10 protein-coding genes are annotated in these 21,181 nt (G+C 58.6%); 8 read left to right on the plus strand and 2 right to left on the minus strand.

Translation table 11 applies throughout. The features are described from left to right. Positions 1–30 precede the first annotated feature (30 nt). The 7 genes from DXD56_RS05660 (at position 31) to DXD56_RS05690 (ending at position 17,457) form a co-directional block, all read left to right on the plus strand. On the plus strand, positions 31–10,701 hold the full coding sequence (locus DXD56_RS05660; protein ID WP_117640497.1) for a hypothetical protein: 10,671 nt from the start codon (positions 31–33) through the stop codon (positions 10,699–10,701). 455 nt (positions 10,702–11,156) lie between these two features. Continuing rightward, positions 11,157–11,552, plus strand: coding sequence for a helix-turn-helix domain-containing protein (locus DXD56_RS05665; RefSeq protein ID WP_117640498.1), 396 nt, complete (start codon positions 11,157–11,159; stop codon positions 11,550–11,552). Between the two features lie 287 nt (positions 11,553–11,839). After that, positions 11,840–14,722 carry a proton-conducting transporter membrane subunit gene (locus DXD56_RS05670; RefSeq protein ID WP_117640499.1) on the plus strand — a complete coding sequence of 961 codons (2,883 nt, stop codon included), beginning with the start codon at positions 11,840–11,842 and terminating at the stop codon, positions 14,720–14,722. A 12-nt stretch (positions 14,723–14,734) separates the two neighbouring features. Beyond that, positions 14,735–15,316: an NADH-quinone oxidoreductase subunit B family protein gene (locus DXD56_RS05675; RefSeq protein WP_117640500.1), complete on the plus strand. Its 582-nt coding sequence runs from the start codon at positions 14,735–14,737 to the stop codon at positions 15,314–15,316. Then, positions 15,316–16,014 (plus strand): NADH-quinone oxidoreductase subunit C, encoded by a 699-nt coding sequence (locus DXD56_RS05680; RefSeq protein ID WP_117640501.1) that lies wholly within the window; start codon positions 15,316–15,318, stop codon positions 16,012–16,014. Before DXD56_RS05675 ends, DXD56_RS05680 begins: the two co-directional genes overlap by 1 nt. A 5-nt stretch (positions 16,015–16,019) precedes the next feature. Next, positions 16,020–17,108 (plus strand): nickel-dependent hydrogenase large subunit, encoded by a 1,089-nt coding sequence (locus tag DXD56_RS05685; RefSeq protein ID WP_117640502.1) that lies wholly within the window; start codon positions 16,020–16,022, stop codon positions 17,106–17,108. Between the two features lie 7 nt (positions 17,109–17,115). Beyond that, the gene (locus DXD56_RS05690) at positions 17,116–17,457 is read left to right on the plus strand and encodes a 4Fe-4S dicluster domain-containing protein (RefSeq protein ID WP_117630030.1); all 342 of its coding nucleotides are present in this window, start codon (positions 17,116–17,118) and stop codon (positions 17,455–17,457) included. A gap of 783 nt (positions 17,458–18,240) precedes the next feature. Here DXD56_RS05690 and DXD56_RS05695 read toward each other — a convergent pair. Then, positions 18,241–18,885 (minus strand): response regulator transcription factor, encoded by a 645-nt coding sequence (locus tag DXD56_RS05695; RefSeq protein ID WP_117630029.1) that lies wholly within the window; start codon positions 18,883–18,885, stop codon positions 18,241–18,243. Next, a complete protein-coding gene (locus DXD56_RS05700; protein WP_158549351.1) occupies positions 18,882–20,027 on the minus strand; it encodes a sensor histidine kinase in 1,146 nt (381 codons plus the stop codon). Before DXD56_RS05700 ends, DXD56_RS05695 begins: the two co-directional genes overlap by 4 nt. A gap of 211 nt (positions 20,028–20,238) precedes the next feature. Between DXD56_RS05700 and DXD56_RS05705 the strand changes: the two genes are divergently transcribed. Continuing rightward, on the plus strand, positions 20,239–21,177 hold the full coding sequence (locus tag DXD56_RS05705; RefSeq protein WP_117630027.1) for an ABC transporter ATP-binding protein: 939 nt from the start codon (positions 20,239–20,241) through the stop codon (positions 21,175–21,177). The last annotated feature ends 4 nt before the right edge of the window (positions 21,178–21,181 follow it).

Raw genomic sequence — 21,181 nt, forward strand, 5'->3', positions numbered from 1 at the left:
CGGAGTTTTAGGATAAGAGGTACGGAATCGATGAGAACGGCAAAGCGCATATTCGCAGAGTTCATGACGGTGGTCATGGTGCTCCAAGCATGCTCGCCCACGGTGGCTGCTGTGGCGGCAGGCTGGCAGAACATCTCGAACGAGATTGCTGCCGCATCTGCGAAGGCGTTGGATACTGCCGAGAGCGGCGAGACCAACGGCGATGTCACGATCGGGTCTGGGTCGAGTGATGCCGGCGCCGACAGCGACAGTGCTGGGGATGACGCGGTGAAGGATGACGCTGCAGCAGGCGATACCACCGATAGCGCCACTGGTTCCGATTCCACGGGCGACCAGACGGAAGGCGACGATGCCGCTGACGATGCCGCCGCTGACGACGCCGAGCAAGATGCCGATGATGCGACTTCGGAGGACGCTGATGCCCAGGCGGGTGCGACGATCACGGATTTGAATAAGCTCGTCGAGCTGCTCGAGAAGAACGGCGCGGAAAGCATCGTGCGCAAAGACGACGAGAGCGGAATCCGAAGCCTCGATGTCAAGTCGTCGGAGGCGTTCGCCGTCCTGTCTAACGCCGACGCTTCGCTTTACTATGATGCGCAGATCAAGGTTATCATCACGGGCGATGCGAAGCTCACCGAGTCGGCTAATAACGGCATGTCTTTCCAGGGTCTTGGCAGTGATGAATGTCCGTTTGAAGGCAGGATCTATAGGGACGTTGATAGTCCCGTCGAGCTTACGACTGATCGGACGGTTTTTAATAACCTCAAGCTGTCTGACCAAAACAAAACGGTCAGGATAAAGTGGGTAGGCGCGACTAGCTATAGCGCACCGATGGTCGCTTCGAAGGTCAGCGGTGCGGAAAACGGCGAAGAGAGCAAGACACTCATCGCGTCGGTTGACATCGTGGAACCCGTGAACGTTGATGTGAAGGATGCGACTTCCGCCTTGACGGCACCCCTCCTGGGTGCGACGACGGGCGACCTTGCTGCGAACGTTACCTATAGCCTCACCGATTCTCGAAAGAATCTCAACGCGAATGCGACGGGCAACATTGGCTTGATTGCCAACACGGTCGAGAGCGGGAGCTTGACGGTTGAGTCCGTCACGTTCCCCAACGATCTGACCTCAGGCGGAGCCGTCAAAACGAGCTCTGGCAACGCTGGCCTGCTCGTAGGCGAAGTCAAGGACGGTGCGACCCTGAGCATTGGCACTCTGGCAAACGTTCCCACCGCCACCGTCCAGTCTACGAACGGCTCCGCCGGTGGCGTTGTAGGACTCGTTGGCTCGAGCACGGGTGCCATGGTCAACGTCGCGAAAGCTCTCGACCTACACGCGCTCACCGTCAAGGGCACAACTGCCAGCGGCGGTTTTATTGGTAAAGCGACCGTGCTCACACTGGGCGCGGATAATAAGCAGATTGGGTGTCCTCTAAATATTGGCGACGAGAACAGCGCTTGCTCTGGTGGCGTTATCGGCGACGTGAGCTTTGCGCAAGGATTTGCCGTTACGTCCAATATGTTCGACCTGGGCGACCTTGTGACTCTTGGTGCGTCGCAGCGCGCCGGCGCTCTTTTTGGCATGGCCGATATCTCTAATGGAGACATCGTGGTGCAAGGCGGGACGTATAAGAGCAAACTCGCCTTACCAGAAGATGTTAGTGTCAACGGCAGCTACGGCGGCCTTGTCGGCAAGGTGTTCGCGACGAAAACGGACGACGACGGCGCTTTGCGCGCCTTTGTTGTTGAAAAGGATGCAGATAATAAGAATACGTGCTCAATTGAGTTTGACCTTGCGAGCAAGTTGTCCGACGCAGGCGGCGTTGTTGGCTATGTTGGCGATAGCGCAAATCCTAACTCGCAGCCCGTTGCCGTTGTCTTCAACGGCGTGACGGTTGCGTGCAAGGGAGATGCTTCGGCGCGAACGGGTACCGGAAAGTTCGGTGGCGCCGTGGGCGTTGTCGATACGCGCAATGTCCTTGACGTGCGAGATTTCAAACTTACAAGCGACAATCCTATCGGTAAGGCGCAAAGCAACCGTGCCGCGGGAATTGCGGGATCCGCGTGGAATGCTGTAATCAAATTCAGCGGCATCACGGATCTGTCGGGCGCAAGTTTTGCCGAGAACGCCACGACGGGTCAGCTCGTATACGAGAACCACAACGCGCTGATCTTCGCTGCCGGCAATGGCTCTAATGGTGATCTGGGAGACAAGGGCGCTGCGGTCTGGACCTTCAAGCGTAGCAACTCAGCCTCAAAGACGGACGACATCGCGACCTACGGTGAAGTTGTTCGTCTGGGCGGCGACTTCATTAAGCTTGATGTGGACACTCATAAGTTGACCTTGCCGGATTCGCTGACGGCAGCTAACGGTGCCTACGCCCTAACCACAGCTGAGGATTTCGCCAAGCTTGCGATTACCTGGCAAACCAACGGCTACTACTCGATGGTTGACGGCGTTACCGAAAACAACCTTAACGGCTTGCAGTCCTCGACCATTACGGTGAACGGCACTATTGATCTCAAGGGCACGGGCCTGACGGGTTTCACGCAGGATCGTGCAGACGGCTCGCAAGTTTTCTCGGGAACGTTGAACGGTGGCGGCACAATCAATCTTGCCGTCGGCGAGGCGTACGGCAAGCGTGGTGAAGACGTGCTCGACGGCAATAACACGAGCAACGGCAACGGCAAAATCTACCGCCACGGCCGCTTGGGCTTGTTCGCGGCCGTCAACGGTGCAACCATCTCCAACGTCACAATCGCTGGCTCCATGAAGTTCGATAACGGTTCGGCTATCGATGCCGGGTCGCTTGCGTGTGCCATCGTCGGCAACCTGTCATTGTCTGGCGTAACGTGCAAAACGAATATCGCGTGCGATGATACGTTTGCCAATGACGTGAACATTGGCGGTATTGCGGGCAGCGTGCTGGCGGCTTCTACGGTTGCGTTTAAGGATAACAGCAAGGCTCAAGCGACCATCGCTGCAACTAAAACGCTTAACGGCAATAGTCGCATTGGCGGCGCCATTGGTTATGCGGGCGATTATGGCTCGTCATTCAATGTTGCGGGCCTCGAAGTCGCCGGATCAATCGAAACTGGCGATTGCGCCGGCGGCAAGATTGCCCAAGTCGGTGGTCTTATCGGCTGCATCGCACAGAGTACCTACAATGCAGGGACAATAGCCAACTCAGCTGATAAGTACGTGAACATTTCGGGCCTTTCGTTCAATTCATTCGAAATGAAAGTCGGCAGGAACGGCGATAAGCTCAATGGCACGGGTGGTTTCTTGGGTTATAGCTGGGGCAACGCGGTCGTAACTATCGGAGATGAGAGCATTAACAAGAATGAAAACTCTTATGCTCTGAAAACGACCAACGCTTCTATAACCGCGACTGCGGATGATTCCAAGGAACTCGGTGGTCTTGTATACGCCGCGAGCGGCCACTGGATTATCAACAACTATGCCATCGATCTCTCGGGCACAACCATTAATGCGGGCGCCGCTCAGACGCTCGGCGTTCTAGTTTGCCGCGGCTGCAAGGTGGATGATAAGACGACATATGGCGTCGAGAGCTACCTAGGCCTGTACTTGGAGGACAGGGCTTATTGGGATACCGCCTATAGGGTGCCCACCGGCGAGGGGGCCATCGTTGCGTCGGGCGTAACGTCCTTCGATGAATGGGTTGGCAGCGGTGTAAAACCAAACAACGGCAGCAAGCTCATGGACGCCGACTGGAACACGGTCGTTTCGCTACACACACAGAAAAACAAGCTGGACATGGACGGCGATTCCACAAAAGACAACAGCTACCATAATCGCTCGTCTTTCGGTCGAAGCCAGAATACGAACGGCAATACCCGCTACTTCTACAACCTCGACATAGCCTCTAAGAATTGTGAAGGCGGCTTTAGTGGCAGTCAAATCGATACAGCGGAAAAGCTGCTCTTATGGTCTGCTTACCGTTATGCTCCCGAAGGTATTCGTTCGACAATCGTTCCCAATGGCACGACAGGGCTCGATGATTCCATAACCATAACGGGTACAATCGATTTGGCCGGCTACAGCTATTATCCCACTCAGCCGAGCGGAGAGGTGACGGTTGAGAATGCGACCATTACCTTCTGTTACTCCAAGATCAAGGCCGAGCAGAATGGCAACAAGCTAAATTCCGATGCTACCCAGCACGAGAACATGCACTGCGGTCTTTTTCGAACGGTGGCAAACGGCGATCTCACAGTAAAAAACGTCACTTTGCGTGGTACTGTTGGGCCCGTTATTAATGACGGAAAGAGCTCTGAAGACACTGATGGAGCAAGCGGAAGCTCTTCGGGCGCGCTCGTGTGCCGCTACGTGTATGGGTCCAGCGACGGCAATGGCACCAAGATTAGAAAGATCTCAATTGATGGTCTTACGCTCAACAATCTGATTGTCGACGGCGCCAACAGCGCCACGGATGCTAACGCCTATATGCCTCTGCTCATCAACGAGATGCAGAAGTACGTGAGCCTGAACGCGAAGAATATCAAGACTACTGGGTACACGAGTGACACCAAGGCGGCTACGTCGCTGTTCGGAAAGCTTGGTGTAGGCAGTGAGGCCGATCAGGTGACGGCAAAGTTTGAGCAAATCAGCTTGCCCAGCCAAAAGAACAAAACGATCTTCACCCATGCGAGCCTGCTGGAGAGTTTTGGCTACGGAAGCACGAGCACGGGCTCTGCGGACTACACCTTTACTAAGGCCGATGCCGATGCCGATGCAGGCAAGGTGACATACGGATCTGAGATTGATGGGAGTACGGAGTACCCGGGCAAGCAGCTTTGGTATTACGACGAAGCGACGTATGGTGCCGTGAGCGGCTATGTGACGGTTGATGGTAAGAAGGACGGTGACGTCAGGCCTTGGTTTGGTGGCTATCTTCCTTATGTTTATAAGGGAAAGGCCACCGAGAGCGGCGTCCAATATCATGAAATTAAAGTCAACCAGCGCATTCCAAAGCTGGTAGAGGGATGCGGCACATATGGCGATCCGTATGCCGTTAAGGACGCGACTGAGATGAACGCCATCGCCAACTACATCAACAACCAAACTGCGCTCGACGGTTGGGAGGTCACCATTGCCGTCAACCAGAGTACGCTCTGTACTCGCCGCAGCGACAATAAAACCGACAATGAGGTTACGTACGTCTATAAGCAGGCGAAAGACACTGGGAAGAAGTGGGAAAAGAAGACCGGCGACACCACAGATCCTTCGGCCACACTTTCCGACGAGATGATGCACCGCTATATCCAAAGCGCGTACTACAGTATTGAACCTACCGGGGGTAATACGATCACCCTCGACGGCGCATCGTTTGGCGGTTTTGGCAACAAAGCCAACCCGTTCCGTGGCGTCATCGTTGGCAACCCTAAAGGTGATAAAAAGGCAACCATCAAGATAGAGAATAACGAGGGTTCGCTTCGCGGCCTTATTCCCTATAGTTACGGCAGCGTGGTGCGCGATCTGAATATTCGCTATGTGAACGCGTCGGCGACTATTACTTATTCTGCCAAGGATGCCGACGGTGTTCCGACGTCGTTCTTCGGTGGCGTTATCGGCTGCATCCTTGGCGGCGATAACATTATCGACGGTGTGGCCGTGAATGGGACAACGCCCGATAACTCCACAACCGGCTTTACGGTTGCTGGTGGCGGAACTAAGCCACATCTTGTTCCCATCGGCGGTTACGTTGGTGCCATTGCGGGCGGCGGTGTGATCTTCCGCAATATGTCAGGGACGTCTTGGCGCGCTGGAACCAGCGACAAGTCTCAGGGTCTTGGAACGGGCAACTTCCGGCAGTACGACAATCCCTACGTTGGTCGTGTGATTGATGGCTATGCCTTTAGCGAGGGCTGCAAAGTCGAAAACGGTAACGCTAACTACAAGATCAACGAGCTCACAAACAAGGGAGCTGCCTGCGTCACTACCACGGGCACCGACAACAAGTATATCGGCACTGATGCCGAGGCACCCGTGACCACGGTGGAAAACGCCCAGGGCCTTTTGGTGCTCTCGGCCATCATTAGCTCGGGTGCGGGTGCTGGAGCGGCACATACTGACTACGCTAATTATGGCGTGTTCCGCGGCTCCAAGGCGTACTGGGGCAGCGATAAGCAGGACCCGGCGATAAACGGCTACCTGTTTGGCAACAAGGAATATGGTAAGGTGCGAAATGCCAGCTACGACTGCGTGGGCAAGCCTGCGAGCGCTTCCGGCGATTTCGAAACCGCCAAAAACGATGACCAGAAGGCCCCGGGCAAACAGGGGTGGCACGGCCCGCTCAACCATGATGACGATGTAAATTCGCCCTACCTGGTGGCGTCCTACGCTGCCGACTACCAAACGGGCTACGTGTGCGCGTCGAAATCGATCGGCATGAGCCTGGAGTTCAAGGAAAATGCCACCTATGATATGACTGGCTACGGCACGGGATACGTGGGTCTCAGCGGCCGTTACTATTCCAATGCTTGCAGCTCGAACGAGGCGTCCACCGATCGCGACCGCATCACGCCGCACGTGGCAACGATCGACGGCAACGGGGCCACCATCACGGTGGGCACCAAAGATGCCACTTACGGCGTCGTCGAATATGCCGATGACGACTATAAGGTCTCGGGCGTGGGCGGCCTATTCAGCACCGTGATGTTCACCTCAACCAATGTGGGGCAGAGCGTCACCGCGAATGACGGCGCTCAGGTCAAAGACCTCACCTTTAGTAACTGCAACGTATCGCTCACGTACAAAGACGCCAACGGTAGCATTGCCTCGGGACCGGCATCGAACGACCTCATCGGCACCGGCCTTTTGGCGGGCGCAACGGCCAACTACGACGGCAACACGCGCGGCGTCTACCGCAACGTACAGATGAAGAACTGCACCGTGTTGGGCGCAAAGAGCGTAGGAGGGCTTCTTGGCAGCTCGGGCCGTACCAGCCGAAGGACGGATAACGACGTGACCTATATGGTCAATTTCGGCTCCGGCACGCAGGCGCCCGCGAATCTCTGTGACTGCTCATACACTGGCCTTAGCGTCACGGGCGAGAAGTACGTTGGCGGCTATGTGGGTGCGATCGCCTCGCCGTGCGGCGTGTGGACAACCGCGGCCACAGGGGTATACGAGAAGACTATTGGCAAAAACTCGACCATAACCGCCACGGGTACAACACCCTACGTGGGCGGCGTGTTCGGTTATACCTCCAGTAACGTATCGGTGAACACCAAAATTGGCATCACGGAAGCCGTCGCATCGAGCACGGCAGTCATCTCTGGGGTAAATGTACTCGCCACCGGGTCGAACACCGATAAGTACATGGGCGCCGGCGGTGTGGTCGGAAGCGCCTATAGAGGCGTTATTTCTATAAGCAACGTGCGCATTGATGCCGGAGGCGATGCCAAGAGCGCCATCATCGGCGATGCCACCGGAACGAACAATAGCATCCGTAATGCGGGCGGCTTGATTGGCGAGGTCACGAGCAGTGGCAGCCCCAACACGTACTGGTTTGAGGGCTGTAGCGTCGAGAATATCAACATTGCCGGCACCGACCAATGCTCGGGCGGACTTATCGGCTACTACTTCAGCAATGTGAACATAGCCTGCAACAATATCGCGATTGAGAGCGCCACGATCAAGGGCAGGTGGAGCGGCGGTCTACTTGGCGCGATTAACAGCGGTGCCGACGTCATCAACGTCACCAACACAAAGGTATCTAACACAACGTTTGGCGGAACCTCCAACGGCGGCATTGCGGGCGACGGACGCGGCCAGTTCCATCTGGTAAACGTGCTCATGGACAGCAATACCTACAAATTGGGCTCTAAGCAGGGCGTGCTCTTAGGCGAGGTTGACACAAACGGCTATAGCCTCTCCGCAGCGGGCGTGAACGTAAAGCTCGGCAACGGCAAGACCACGCGTGATCTGCCGCCGATGGTTTACACGACCAATGCGGCCGCCGTAAACATGAAGTCGTATATCGCGTTTGGTGACTATAACGACACACTGGAAGCACCTGACAAGGGGATCACGCTCTACGGCGCGGACAATACCGCCACCACGGCAGCGAGCCCGTATGTGACCACGAGCCCCGTAAGCACGCTGGCGGCGCGTGCCTCCGACAACGACACCACCGATCGCTACCTGTTTGGCGACGGCGCCACCATCGACACCGCGGCGACCGTCCAGAGCGAGGCAGGCACCGGTGTTGCCGATCGCTACACCTACACGAATATCGGCGGCATTAATGACAACGGCGCCTATCAAAATAAGTCGAGCTACGATGCCTCATCCGTGGCCAGTAAGTTCAATTCGAATAATGATACAAGCAGCAACCAAGCCACAGCGGATTTCCCCGTTTTGGTGATCTCTGGCAACGACAACACGACGGTCAAGAGCTATCTAAACATCGTCACGAACGGCGGCTTCTCCGATGCCTGCAGATTGAATAACGAGAATGGCACCAATCCGCACGTGACGGCCAAAGCAGAGGTTTTCCAACTCAAGGACGGTGTGTTCGTTAAAGACGGTGACGCGTCGAACAATCCCACGCTTCGCGTAGTGAACAATGGCAAGAACAATATGTCGTTTAGCCCAAGCTCCGATTGGGACAACGGCAAAGGTCGCTTTACGCTCCTGACCGTTACCTTTACCGAGGCGGGTCAGAGCTACAACGTTCAGGTGCCGATCATCGTTAAGCGCAAGCTCGAGATCGATTTCACTGCAACGTATGATTACGGCACTCAATTTAAAGAAAAAGACTACGCTAACCTTGGAAAAGATGCACACGTGCTTACGAGCTTTGGCGAGCCGATGACGGGTCTGCTTACCTGGACATACAATTCTGCCAATGGGAAGGAAGTCGACTTTGGCTGGGACAGCTATATGGCTGCTGGCGGCTCGATGAAGGGGCTCGGCAAGAGTATCCTCTTCAATGGTGCCGACGGAAGGTTGCCCCAGGGCACCCAGCTTACGCTCATCGATGCGAACGTTGATGGCAAGGCCGGTGGCAGAGAGTATCACTATACGGTGGGCGAAGGCGGAGCAACGAGCGTTTCCCTGAGCGGAAACGACGGCTTTAAGGATTCTGCGGGCAATCCATATCAGGAGCGATGGCTGAGCGAGATCTTGGGTGTGTCGGCCACGCAGGATGGCGCCGGCACATGGACCGTGTGTGATAACGAGGCAGAGGCGACCGCTAAAGCGAAACTCGATGGCAAGTGGACGCTGTTTAAGGTTGCGGGTGCTGACGTTCCCAGCAACAGTCGCTATACGCTAAAGGTACCCAAGGAGAAGGATACCGGCAGAGAGAAGCGTGCATCGGAGAGCGTCTACCTAGTTGTCAACGTGCCCAAGTCGGGCGACGGCGTGACGCAAGCTAGTATCAACGGTTTTACGGCTTCGTCTATTGACTCGAATTCTTCGGGTGGCCGCATATCTTGGAATCTGCATCATGTTTTACGCACCGATGGCAGCGACGATATTCAAAACAGTACGGCATCGACATACAGCATCTTGTCCAATTATGAGCAGAATGTAGTCGACAAAAAAGATGGGGCGTGCATTCCGGTTTCGAAGTCGGAGGACGGTGCCGCCTACGTTCTTTCTCTCGATGTCATGGATACGGTTACGTTTAGCCCGAGCCAATACTATACAGAGAGCGACCATCTGTTCTATCAGCTCGATACATCGCTGTGTCGCTATGGCGCCAACAACAACCTAATGGGAGTAAGCAGTTTCCCGAGCGGAACTTCGGCAATTGCGAAGTTCTATGTTGCCATCGGCAATCAGAACTACAGGCGGAGTGGCAGCGATTGGGAGCCGTATGACGCTTCGACGCCTGCGTTTACACAGATTGTGACGGATACGGGTGATGACTCACTGAGGCTCACGCTCGACCATGACCTTGCCGGAATCCGCAAGCGTGCAGCGGGCGGATCCTTTACCGTGCGTACGGTAGTGGAAGAGATTCGCCTTACGCCGGACGGCTGCAACAAGGTTATCTCCCTGTCCAAGCAGTCTGGCGAGGACGCCTGTACCAAGATGTCCTATACCGCCAAGCTTTCGACGTGTAAGGAAGGCCTTAATACCTCGAGCCTGACGCAGACGAAGCGCGGTAACGTCGGGTACTATCGCATGGACACGGGTGATACGACCATTACGCTTTCTGCGCCAGATAAGTCGCAGCTTGGCATTAACGTGGACGACCTGCGTCCGATCGCGAATGGCACGATTGGTCTGGGTGCCACGTATGAACTGGGTGGACTCAGCAACGCCGCCGAGGCAATTGCGAACGCAGACTCTGTTGTGTACACGCTCTCGCTTCAGCGCCGCGGAACCGACGGCACGTATGAGAGCGTAACGGATGATATCTCAAACTACGTAACAGTGACGGAGAGTAAGCTTGCCGCGGTCGCTCCCTCCGGTAGCACGATCACCTTCACTGACTCGAAGGAGAACGGCAAGTTCAAAACGAAGAACGGTAATACGACGTTTAGCCTGCCCTTTACCGTTAAGGTCAACACGCAGGTTGAACAGCGTGAGCAGTTCTACGCGAACTATCGCTTGGTGATGACAGCGAGCCTGGTTAAGGGTGACGTGGCGAGCGCAACGCCTCAATCGCCCGACTATGTGACCTATACGCTCACGAGGGTGAACCTCAACGGCATCGACCACTAGTTCCGAAGCCAACTGGCTTCGCAAAGGGGGCGGCAACCACCCGGTTGCCGCCCCTTTTCTTGTTCTCCTGGCCTGCTGCTGCCCCAGCTTCCCACCTAGCTTTCCAGCTTTCCACCTTAGGTGGTAAGTTAAGTGGAAAGCTGGAAAGCTAGGTGGAAAGCTGGAAAGTAAGTGGAAAGTTGACATGTAGGTGCGGGCTGACGAGGGGTTAATAATTGCACAAACCATACCAGCCAAACAAAAAGATACCAATCTGGTTGGTAAAACACCGTCAATGAGCCGCGAGCCAACTAGCTGCGTAAATAAAACCTAAAGAACTGTTACAAATTAATGGCAAATGTCCAGATGCCACCGTTGCAATTTTCAATTAACTGCTACGCGCAAACAGCAAAATGCTACTATCTAACATGCACGTAAGAAAACAGGTAAACGTTTAGGGCTAAGAAGTGGCGGGGATGTCAGAAGCAACAAGGACTCGCACGCATGCGCCCGAGGTTAGGCAGCGCGCCGTCGAGATCCTCCAAGAGGGGGTCGGTCATCGCACCCTCGCCGCGGAGCTTGGCATTCCCCAGGCCACGGCTCGTCAGTGGGCCCGCGCGTATGCCGTGGGCGGTGCCGACGCCGTTCTCAACGCCGGTTCGCATCATCACACCTATTCGTACGAAGTTAAGCTCGCCGTGGTCAAGGACCGCTTGGAAAACGGCTTAACGGTTCGCGAGGCCATGATCAAGCACAAGATTCCCAGCGAGTCTTCGGTCAAGGCTTGGTGCCGCCAGTATCGCGAGAGCGGTGAGTCCGCGCTGGTTGATAAGCCGCGCGGTCGCAAGCCGCGCGTTAAAAAGGCGGAATAGCGAACGGGATGGTGCGCCCACAGGGGCGCATTTTTCTTGCCGCGCCAACTTTTTGGACCGTCGTGAGCCTACTGGAACATCCTCCAAAGTGGTTAATAAACCGCGCGCAGTGGCCCGTGCGCCCGCCGCCGCGATAGGGGGAGCGTCGCCTCTCTGCTCCAAAGCGGACAGACTCGTTACCCCGTACGCCTAAAACTCCTCAGTTGACCGAAAACCCGCCGCCGCTACTCCTCAACTGAGCTATAACGTTAAACAATTGCAGCGTTTTTGCATGGGGGAGTGATGGTATGACGCTACTGTATTTCCTTACCCTGTTTCCGCTGGTACCGGCGCTGGGCATGCTGCTCGCGCGCGGTGACCGCGCCCGCGATGCGCTAGGGCTTGTAGGCTCTGGCATCATTATGGCGGTGACGGTTGTAGTCGCCGTCATGTTTTTTGGCACGGGCCCGCAGAGCTTCGAGGTTGCCCCCGGCACCTCGCATGTGCTCTCGATCATCAGCTCCGTCATCGACGTGATCCTGTGCGCCGTCATCCTGTACAACGCGCGTAAATATAAGAGCACGCTCACCACGGTGCTCGGCGTGGTGCAGCTGGTGGGTTCGGTTGCCTTCGCTGCTATGACACTGCCCGCGGCCGAGGTTGTCACCGCCACGCCGCTCTACCTGGATTACATGAGTGTGATCATGGTGCTTGCCGTCGGCATTGTCGGCAGCCTTATCTGCGTGTACGCCCTGGGCTACATGAAGGACTTCCAGGCCCACGACGAGCACGAGGCAGCGCTGCGCGGGCAGACCGCGCCCGACCGTCGCCCGCAGTTCCTGGCGCTCATGTTTCTGTTCCTCTCGGCCATGTTCGTCATCGTGACGAGCGACAACCTGGAGTGGCTGTTCTGCGGCTGGGAAATCACCACCGTGTGCTCGTTCCTCATGATTGGCTACACGCGCACGCCCGAGGCCATCAAAAACGCCTTTACCCAGATCATCCTCAACATGCTGGGCGGCATCGCGTTTTTGGCGGGCCTTATGTTCTTGCACCTTAACGGCATGCCGCTGACCATCTCGGGCATGATTGAGCTTTCCGGCGCCGGCACCACGCAGTCCGCGCTCCTGGTGATGCCGGTCGTCCTGCTATCGCTCGCCGCCCTTACCAAGGCCGCGCAGATGCCGTTCCATACCTGGTTGCTCGGTGCTATGGTTGCTCCCACTCCCACGAGCGCCCTGCTGCACTCGTCCACCATGGTCAAGGCCGGCGTGTTCCTGATGGTCAAGCTGAGTCCGCTCTATGCCATCTATCCCGTGACCGGCTTTATGGTCACGAGCGTGGGTGCCATCACGTTTTTGCTCGCCGCCCTCATGGCCATCTCGCAGAGCAACGCCAAACGCGTGCTCGCGTACTCCACCATCTCCAACCTGGGCCTCATCAGTGCCTGCCTGGGCGTCGGCGCGCCCGAGGCCGTGTGGGCCGCTATCTTTCTGATCCTGTTCCACACGGTGGCCAAGTCGCTGCTGTTCCTGTGCGTGGGCACGGCCGAGCATCATATCGGCAGCCGCAATATCGAGGACATGGACGGTATGTTCAGCCGCATGCCGCACCTGACGCGTCTGATGATGCTGGGCATCATGGGCATGTTCGTGGCGCCGTTTGGCATGCTCGTGTCCAAGTGGGGTGCCCTGGTGGCGTTCGCGCAGACTGGCAACGTGCTTATGATCATGGTGCTGGCCTTTGGCTCGGCCGCGACGTTCTTCTTCTGGGGTAAGTGGCTTGCCAAGCTTTCGGGCGTCGACCCCACGGCTCAAAACGTTGAGGTCAATGTCCATAAGACCGAATGGATGGCGCTCAATACCATCGCCGCGCTGCTGATTCTGTGCTGCGTGGCGTTCCCGGTTATCTCGAGCGGTCTGGTGTCGCCTTACTTGGCCATGGTGTTTGGCCGCGTGCCGTACGTTATTGGCAAGGACGCCATGTATCTGATGGTGGTTATCGTGGCGTTTATCGCCGTGGTGCTGCTGACTTCATTCCGCGTGAGCAACAAACCGCACGTAAACGTATATCTTTCGGGTGTGGGAACCGACAAATATCGCCATTTCCGCGGCTCGATGGGACGCGAGGTGAAGGCCGAAAAGCGCAATTGGTACTCGGAGGACGCCCTTGGCGAGAAGCGTATTGGCCCCGCGGGTAGCGTCGTGTGCTGCAGCATTATCTTGTTTGCGCTGCTGTGTTGCGCGTGGATTGGGCCCGAGAGACTTGCCATGAGCGCGCCCTCGGTGCTGCGCGGTAAGTATTTCGAAGGTTCGGGTGTCGTGGGCATTTTTATTGGCACCGTGGCGTTTGCCTTGATTGCGCCGCTTGTGGGTGGCCTGATTGACGGCCTTGACCGCAAGCTTTCGGCCCGCATGCAGGGCCGCGTGGGCCCGCGCCTGCTGCAACCCTTCTTCGACGTTGCCAAGCTGCTGCGCAAGGCCCCTGCCAGCGTAAACACCATGGACGATACCTACATGGCGTGCGCGCTCATCTTTACCGTCGTGGGCGGCGGCATCTTTGTGTCGGGTTCCAACACGCTGCTGTGCGCCTTTATGGTGACGCTCGCCGCGATCTTTGTGGTGCTGGCGTCCGCCTCGACGCAAAGTCCGTTTGCCCAGGTCGGCGCCGACCGCGAGCTGCTGCAGGTTATGAGTTACGAGCCCGCCGTTCTGCTGATGAGCGTGGGCCTGTACCTTGCCACCGACAGCTTCGATTCCATCGCCGTGACGGGGCAGTCGGCCCCCATCATCGTGTACAGCGCGCCCATTTTCCTCGCGCTGCTCGCGGTGCTTACCATCAAGCTGCGTAAGTCGCCGTTTGACCTTTCGTACTCGCATCACGCACATCAGGAGATTGTCCAGGGCGTCGCCACCGAGATGAGCGGCGGCACGCTGGCCAAGATGACCCTTATGCACTGGTGCGAGACCGTGCTGTTTTTGATGTGGGTGGGCATGTTCTTTGTTTGGGACAACCCGGTGAGCTGGGTCGTAGCCCTGGTCGTGATGGTCGCGACGTATTTTGTCGAGGTGCTGATCGACAACACCTTCGCGCGCAGCACCTGGCGCAGCTGCTTTAAGCTCGGATGGGGCGTGGCGCTGGTGTTTGGCCTGCTCAACCTTATGCCCATTCTCGTCGACGTGTTTATTTAGGAGGCGGCATCCATGGATCATAAAATGTCGCGCTCGCCGTGGGTTATTCATTACGACGGCTCGAGCTGCAACGGATGCGATATCGAGGTGCTGGCCTCGCTCACCCCACTGTTTGATGCGGAGCGTTTTGGTGTGGTCAACACCGGCAATCCCAAGCATGCGGATATCTTTTTGGTGACGGGGTCGGTCAACGCGCAGAATCTGCCCGTCGTGCGCCAGATCTACAACCAGATGCTCGAGCCCAAGTGCGTGGTGGCCTGTGGCATTTGCGCATGCTCGGGCGGCGTGTTCCGCGATGCCTACAACGTGATCGGTGGCGTAGACCGCGCGATTCCCGTGGACGTGTACGCGCCCGGATGCGCCATTCGCCCCGAGACCGTGATCGATGCCATTGTGGAGGCGTGCGGCATCCTGGATCAGAAGGAGGCCGTGATGCGCGCTGGTGGCGATCCGCTTACCGTGGGCGGTGCCGCTACCTGGGATGGTGGCGTCGAGCTGGGCGAGGACGGGTTTGTGGCTGCGGCGGGGGCCGGGGCCGGTGTCGACGCAGGCACGGCTGACGGTGTGCTCGCCGCTGCAAAGGAGGCCGAGTAATGCAAAAGGCAATCTATACCACCGTCGGGATCGACGAGCTCCTGGCGCATGTGCAGGCGCTCAAGGGCGCCGGCGCGCGCTTTGTGCAGATGCATGCCGAGCGCTGTGTCGACGACGGCTCGTATCGCCTGGTCTATACGTTCATCAACGTTCGTGCTGCGCAAGAGCAGATCGCGCAGGACGGCAACTATGCGATTGAGAACCTGGTGGTCGAGGGCATCGACCGGTACCAGGAGATTCCGTCCATCAGCTCGTATTATCCGGCGGTGTTCCCGTTTGAGAACGAGGCGCATGACCTGTTTGGTCTTGCCATCACCGACATGCAGGTCGACTTTAACGGCTTTTTCTACCAGGTCTCGACCGCCGAGCCCATGAGTGTGATCACGCCTGAGGTGAAAGCTGCGCGCGAGAAGGCTATGAAGGTCCGCGCCGCCGCCGAGGCCAAGGCGCGCAAGGCCGCAGCCGAGAAGGCCACTGCCGCTGCTGCTGCGGGGGAGGGCGCTGCGGGCGCTACCGTCGCTCAGCCCGCTGCGGCTGCCGGCTCCGATGCTCAGCATGACGATGCCGCTGCCAAGGCCGCGCTCAAGGCCGCCGAGATGGAGGCAAAGCTCGCCGCCATGGATCCCGAGAAAGCGGCCAAGGTCCGTGCGGCGCTTGCCGCCAAGGCCGCCCGCGACAAGCAGAAAGAGGAGGCGTAAGGTCCATGGCACATCGTTCCGTTATTCCGTTTGGCCCGCAGCACCCGGTGCTGCCCGAGCCGCTCCACCTGGACCTGGTGATCGAGGACGACCGCGTCATCGAGGCAATTCCGCAGATCGGCTTTGTGCACCGCGGACTCGAGAAGCTCATCGAAAAGCGCGATATGCATCAGTTTGGCTACATCGCCGAGCGCATCTGCGGCATCTGCGCCGTGGGCCACAGTTGCGGCTATGCCAGCGCCTGCGAGCGTATGCTCGGCATCGAGGTGCCCGGCCGCGTGCGGTATATCCGCACCATTTTGCATGAGCTTTCGCGCATTCACTCGCACCTGCTGTGGCTGGGCCTGCTCGCCGATGCCTTTGGCTTCGAGGCGCTGTTCTATCGTTCGTGGACCCTGCGCGAGCAGATCCTCAAGATCTTTGAGAGCACGTGCGGCGGTCGCGTGATCCTTTCGATTAACGAGATCGGCGGCCTAAAGCACGACATTGAGGACTCCGAGCTGGCTGGCATTGTCCAGACGCTCGATGCCATGCGTCCCGACTACGAGGCCCTGGTGCATACGTTTTTGGACGACGTCAGCTGTGGCGAGCGCCTGCATGGCGTGGGCGTGATCAGCAAGAAGGACGCGCTGGATCTGTCGATGGTCGGCCCGTTTGGGCGCGCCTCGGGCGTGGACTACGACGTGCGCATGTTTAGCGACGGTGCCTATGCGGACCTGGCTGCGTTTGAGCCGGTTGTCGCCACCGATGGCGATTGCTATGCCCGCTGCCAGGTGCGCTGTGCCGAGGTCACGCAGGCCATGGACATCATTAAGGAGCTTGTGGGCAAGATTCCGCACGACGGGATCGGCGGGCGCACCAAGCTTACGCCGGCCGACGGCGCACGCGGCGAGGTTGTGATTGAGCAGCCGCGCGGCGAGGCGTATTACTATGTGCGCGGTAACGGCACCAAGAACCTGGACCGCTTCCGCGTGCGCACGCCGACGTCGCAGAACCTGGCGGGTCTGACACATGCGCTGCAGGGCGTGCTCCTTGCCAACGTGCCCATGATTATCCTGACCATCGACCCCTGCATTAGCTGCACGGAAAGGTAGGCGCGGCATGAGTTTGCTGACATTTGCCAAGACGGCCTTGGGCTCTATGGTCAAGCAGCCGGTAACGGTGTGCTATCCGCAGGAGAAGCTCGCGGCACCCGAGCGCTTGCGCGGGCATATCGTCAACGACATGGACGCGTGCATCTGCTGCGGCATGTGTGCGCGTCGCTGTCCGGCGGGCGCGCTCGCAGTCGATCGCAAGGGTGGAACGTGGTCGATCGACCCGTATGCCTGCGTGGTGTGCGGTGAGTGCATCGAGAGCTGCCCCAAGCACTGCCTGACTATGGACACCGCCCGCACCCCAGTCGCAGCGGACAAGACTCCCACAGTAGAAACCAAGCCGGAGTAGCGCAGGGGTAGAACTGGAATAGGGGCCGGCGGGGCAAAAATGCCCCCCCGGCCCCGCGCGTGAGCGCGCGGTTGTGCCGCTGCGAACAAAACTATGCCGGATTACGGGACTGGATAGCGAACCTCCGACCATACAGAAAATCGCAAAAACAAACCCGCAGGTAGATAGCCTGTTGTTTTTCAAAAATAGGGGGTATGGATGAGGGCTCCGACTTTAGCTCCGTAATCCGGCGTAGTTTTGGAATGGTAGCATATCCGTAACAGCCCTTTAACTCCCGTGGACGGAGGAAAACGGACTATTTTGGCCTCGCGAGGGCTATCGCGTGACTCGTCTGCCACGAAATGGGCCCATCTACTACGTTTAGGCGGCAGCCCTCGACCACGGCAAGCAATGCGAAATGAAAACCGCAGGTAGAACGCCTGCGATTTTTCATGAATAGCGGTTATGGTCGGGGGTATCGAGTCAAACGTAGTAGATGGGCCCATTTCGTGGCGAGCGCCGTCAGCCGATCTCCGCGGGCGGAAGAAAGCAGATCATTTTGGTCCCGCGAGCCTTGCGGAGGCGCTCGTGCAGGGCCGACCGAACAAAACTATGCCGGTTTACTACGACGAATTCGACATTCCCGACCATGACTGCATTTTTCTAAATATCGCAAGCGTTCTACCTGCGGTTTTGCAAGCGCTCAATTTGCCGTGATCGAAGGTGGGCGATTCATCGTAGTAAACCGACATAGTTTTGAAATGGCATTAAATCGGTAACAGCCATTTTACTCTGCCGGGGCGGTCAATCTTCGGGCAACTGCCCTCGCAGGTAGGCGATGGCGATCTGCGTACGGTTGCGCAGGTCCATTTTGGCCAGGATCGAGCTGATGTGGTTGCGCACGGTGCCTTCGCCCATGTAGGCTGTGGCGGCGATCTCCCTGTTGTCGAGACCGCGGGCGATGAGCTCGGCGACTTCGAACTCGCGGTCGGTCAGACCGGCAAAGGCCGCGGGCCGGCGGGTCGCACCGGCTTCAGCGTCCGCCCCATCAAAGTCGACATCCTCGATCGCCTTACCCTCGAGCACGCGTTTACCGTCCATGACCTGCGCCAACGCCGGTGGAATGGCGGAGACATCGGTTTTGATCAGATAGCCGCGGGCGCCCAGTTTAAGCGCCGACACAATGTACTCGTCATCCGAGAATGTCGTCAGAAACACCACGCGCGCCGCAGGGTCGCGCTCAAGGATCTCGCGTGCCGCCGAAAGTCCGTCGCGCCCCGGCATCTGAATGTCGAGCAGCGCGATGTCGGGCGTGTGCTCAGCGTAGAGCGCGACCGCGTCGTCGCCATTGGCGCCGGTACCCACCACCTCGATCTGCGGCTGGGCGCCTAGGATAATCTTGAGTGAATCGACTACCAAGTGGTCGTCATCGACAACTATGAGCCTCATCGGTCCTCATCTCCTTGCTGTTTGGGAACGGTGGCAAACACGCGCCAGCCGCCGGCGCCGGCGCGCGGACCGGCGGTGAAGGTGCCGCCAAGCGCCTCGATGCGCTCGCGCATGGAGGCGAGCCCCATGCCCTCCGCGGCGCCACGGCCGATTGCTTGGACCCCGCCCACGCCATCGTCGGTAACGATGAGCTGGTAAAACGACGGATGCTCCATGCATCGTGCGGTGACGGTCTGGGCGCAAGCGTGGCGCATGGTGTTGGAGAGCGCCTCGCGCAGGACCGCCGCAAAGCAGTTGGCGACGTTGGCGGGCGCATGCTCGGCCAAAACTTCAAGCTCAATCTGTGGGCCGCTGTCCGAGCGTACGCCTTCAACGATGCGCTCGAGCTGCACGGAGAGGTTGGTTGCATTGTCGTTGAGCGCGTGGACGCTGGCGCGCACGAGCTGGAGCGCCTCGTCAACCGTGCGTTTGACATCGGCGAAATCGGCGGCGACGCCGGGCTCGTTGGCGTGGACCACGCGCAAGGCTTCGGTTTGGAGCGAAGCGCGCGTGAGCTGGTGGCCCACGTTATCGTGGATCTCGCGCGCGATGCGGGCGCGTTCGGCGAGCGTTGCGAGCTCGACTTCGTAGTCCTGGCGGTCGGCGAGGTCGCGGTTGCGTGCCTCGAGTACCAGGGCGCGTTCTTGCAGCTTGTCGCGGGTGCGACGCATGCGATCCTGTTCGCGCTCCAGCTGCGCGGTGCGCAGCGACAGCAACGTGGCAGCGATCGAAAGGATGGCGGTTAGCAACAGCGTTCGGGTGGTGAGCACGCCGCCACGAAGGTCCGCGACAAGCGCGCAGACAAACACGGCGCCAATCGCCAGCGCGGGCCAGATGCGTTCACGGCGCACGCGTCGCGCGATGTCATAGAAGGCAAGGGGTGCGAACGGCATAAATGGCGGCACGAAGACGGCAGCGATGATGTAAGCGTAGCTCGCGGCCTCGCTCGCGCGATGGGCGTGTTCTTCTCGTGCGACTTCCGACGCCGAGGTGGCCATAACGCCAAGGCAAAACGCCACAACCAGACGAGCGTCCACGGCAAGACCCATGGCGGCCGCAATACAGCACGCCAGCACAATCGATTTGTCGAAAAGCCTGTTCATACGGGTATTGTACGCGATGCTGCGCGCGGGGGAGGCGCCGCCCGGGGCAACCGTGACATTCCTCCCGCGCGGCAAAGCGGCGTCGATCGCTCGCGCGAGCGGGGGTTTCGCCTCTGCCCCCTCGCACTCGTGACAAAGCTCACTGGTGCGCGCCGTCCTCTCCTGCGATGATGCAATCGTACCGGGCCACGACCAACAGAAGGGCCGCCTCATGACAGATATCGTCCACGTCGAAAACCTCGTCAAGCGCTACGACGATCTTATCGCGCTCGACCACTTTAACCTGAGTATTGCCCCTGGCGAGATCTTTGGCCTGCTGGGCCCCAACGGCTCGGGCAAGACCACGTCCATCAACTGCATCCTGCAGCTGCTCGCTTACGACAAGGGCACCATCGAGCTGTTCGGCGAGCCCATGACGCCCACCCGCTACGACCTTAAGCGTCGCGTCGGCGTGGTGCCACAGCAGGTGGCGGTGTTTGACGAGCTCACCGTGCGCGAAAACATCGACTATTTCTGCAGCCTCTACGTCAACGACCGCAAGCGCCGCCGCGCGCTGGTGGACGAGGCGATCGACTTTGTCGGCTTGGGCGACTTTACCAAGTTTCGCCCCGGAAAGCTCTCGGGCGGCTTGGCACGCCGTCTCAACATTGCCTGCGGCATCGCGCACAAGCCCGAGCTCATCTTCTTTGACGAGCCCACAGTGGCAGTCGATCCGCAGAGCCGCAACGCCATTCTGGAGGGCATCTGCCGCCTGCGCGACGAGGGCGCCACGGTGGTGTATACCAGCCATTACATGGAGGAGGTCGAGCAGATCTGCAGCCGCATCATGATCATGGACGGCGGCCGCGTGCTGGCGCAGGGCACCAACGACGAGCTCAAGCGCATGATTCAGATGGGCGAGCGCGTGACCGTCGAGGTCGGCGCCGTCGAGCCCGCCACGGTCGAGCGGCTGCGCGCTCTGGAGCACGTGCTTTCGGTTGAGCTGTCCGGCGGCGAGCTCATCTGCACCTGCGAGGCGAGCCCACATAATCTGGTCGACATCCTTGACACGCTGCGCGCCGCCGACGTGGCACTCGGTCGCGTGTGGAGCGAGCCGCCGACCCTCAACGACGTGTTCCTCGAGATCACCGGCCGCGAGCTACGCGACTAGGGGG

Origin of the sequence: Collinsella sp. TM06-3, from assembly GCF_003436395.1 — a bacterium.
Taxonomy (GTDB): Bacteria; Actinomycetota; Coriobacteriia; order Coriobacteriales; family Coriobacteriaceae; genus Collinsella.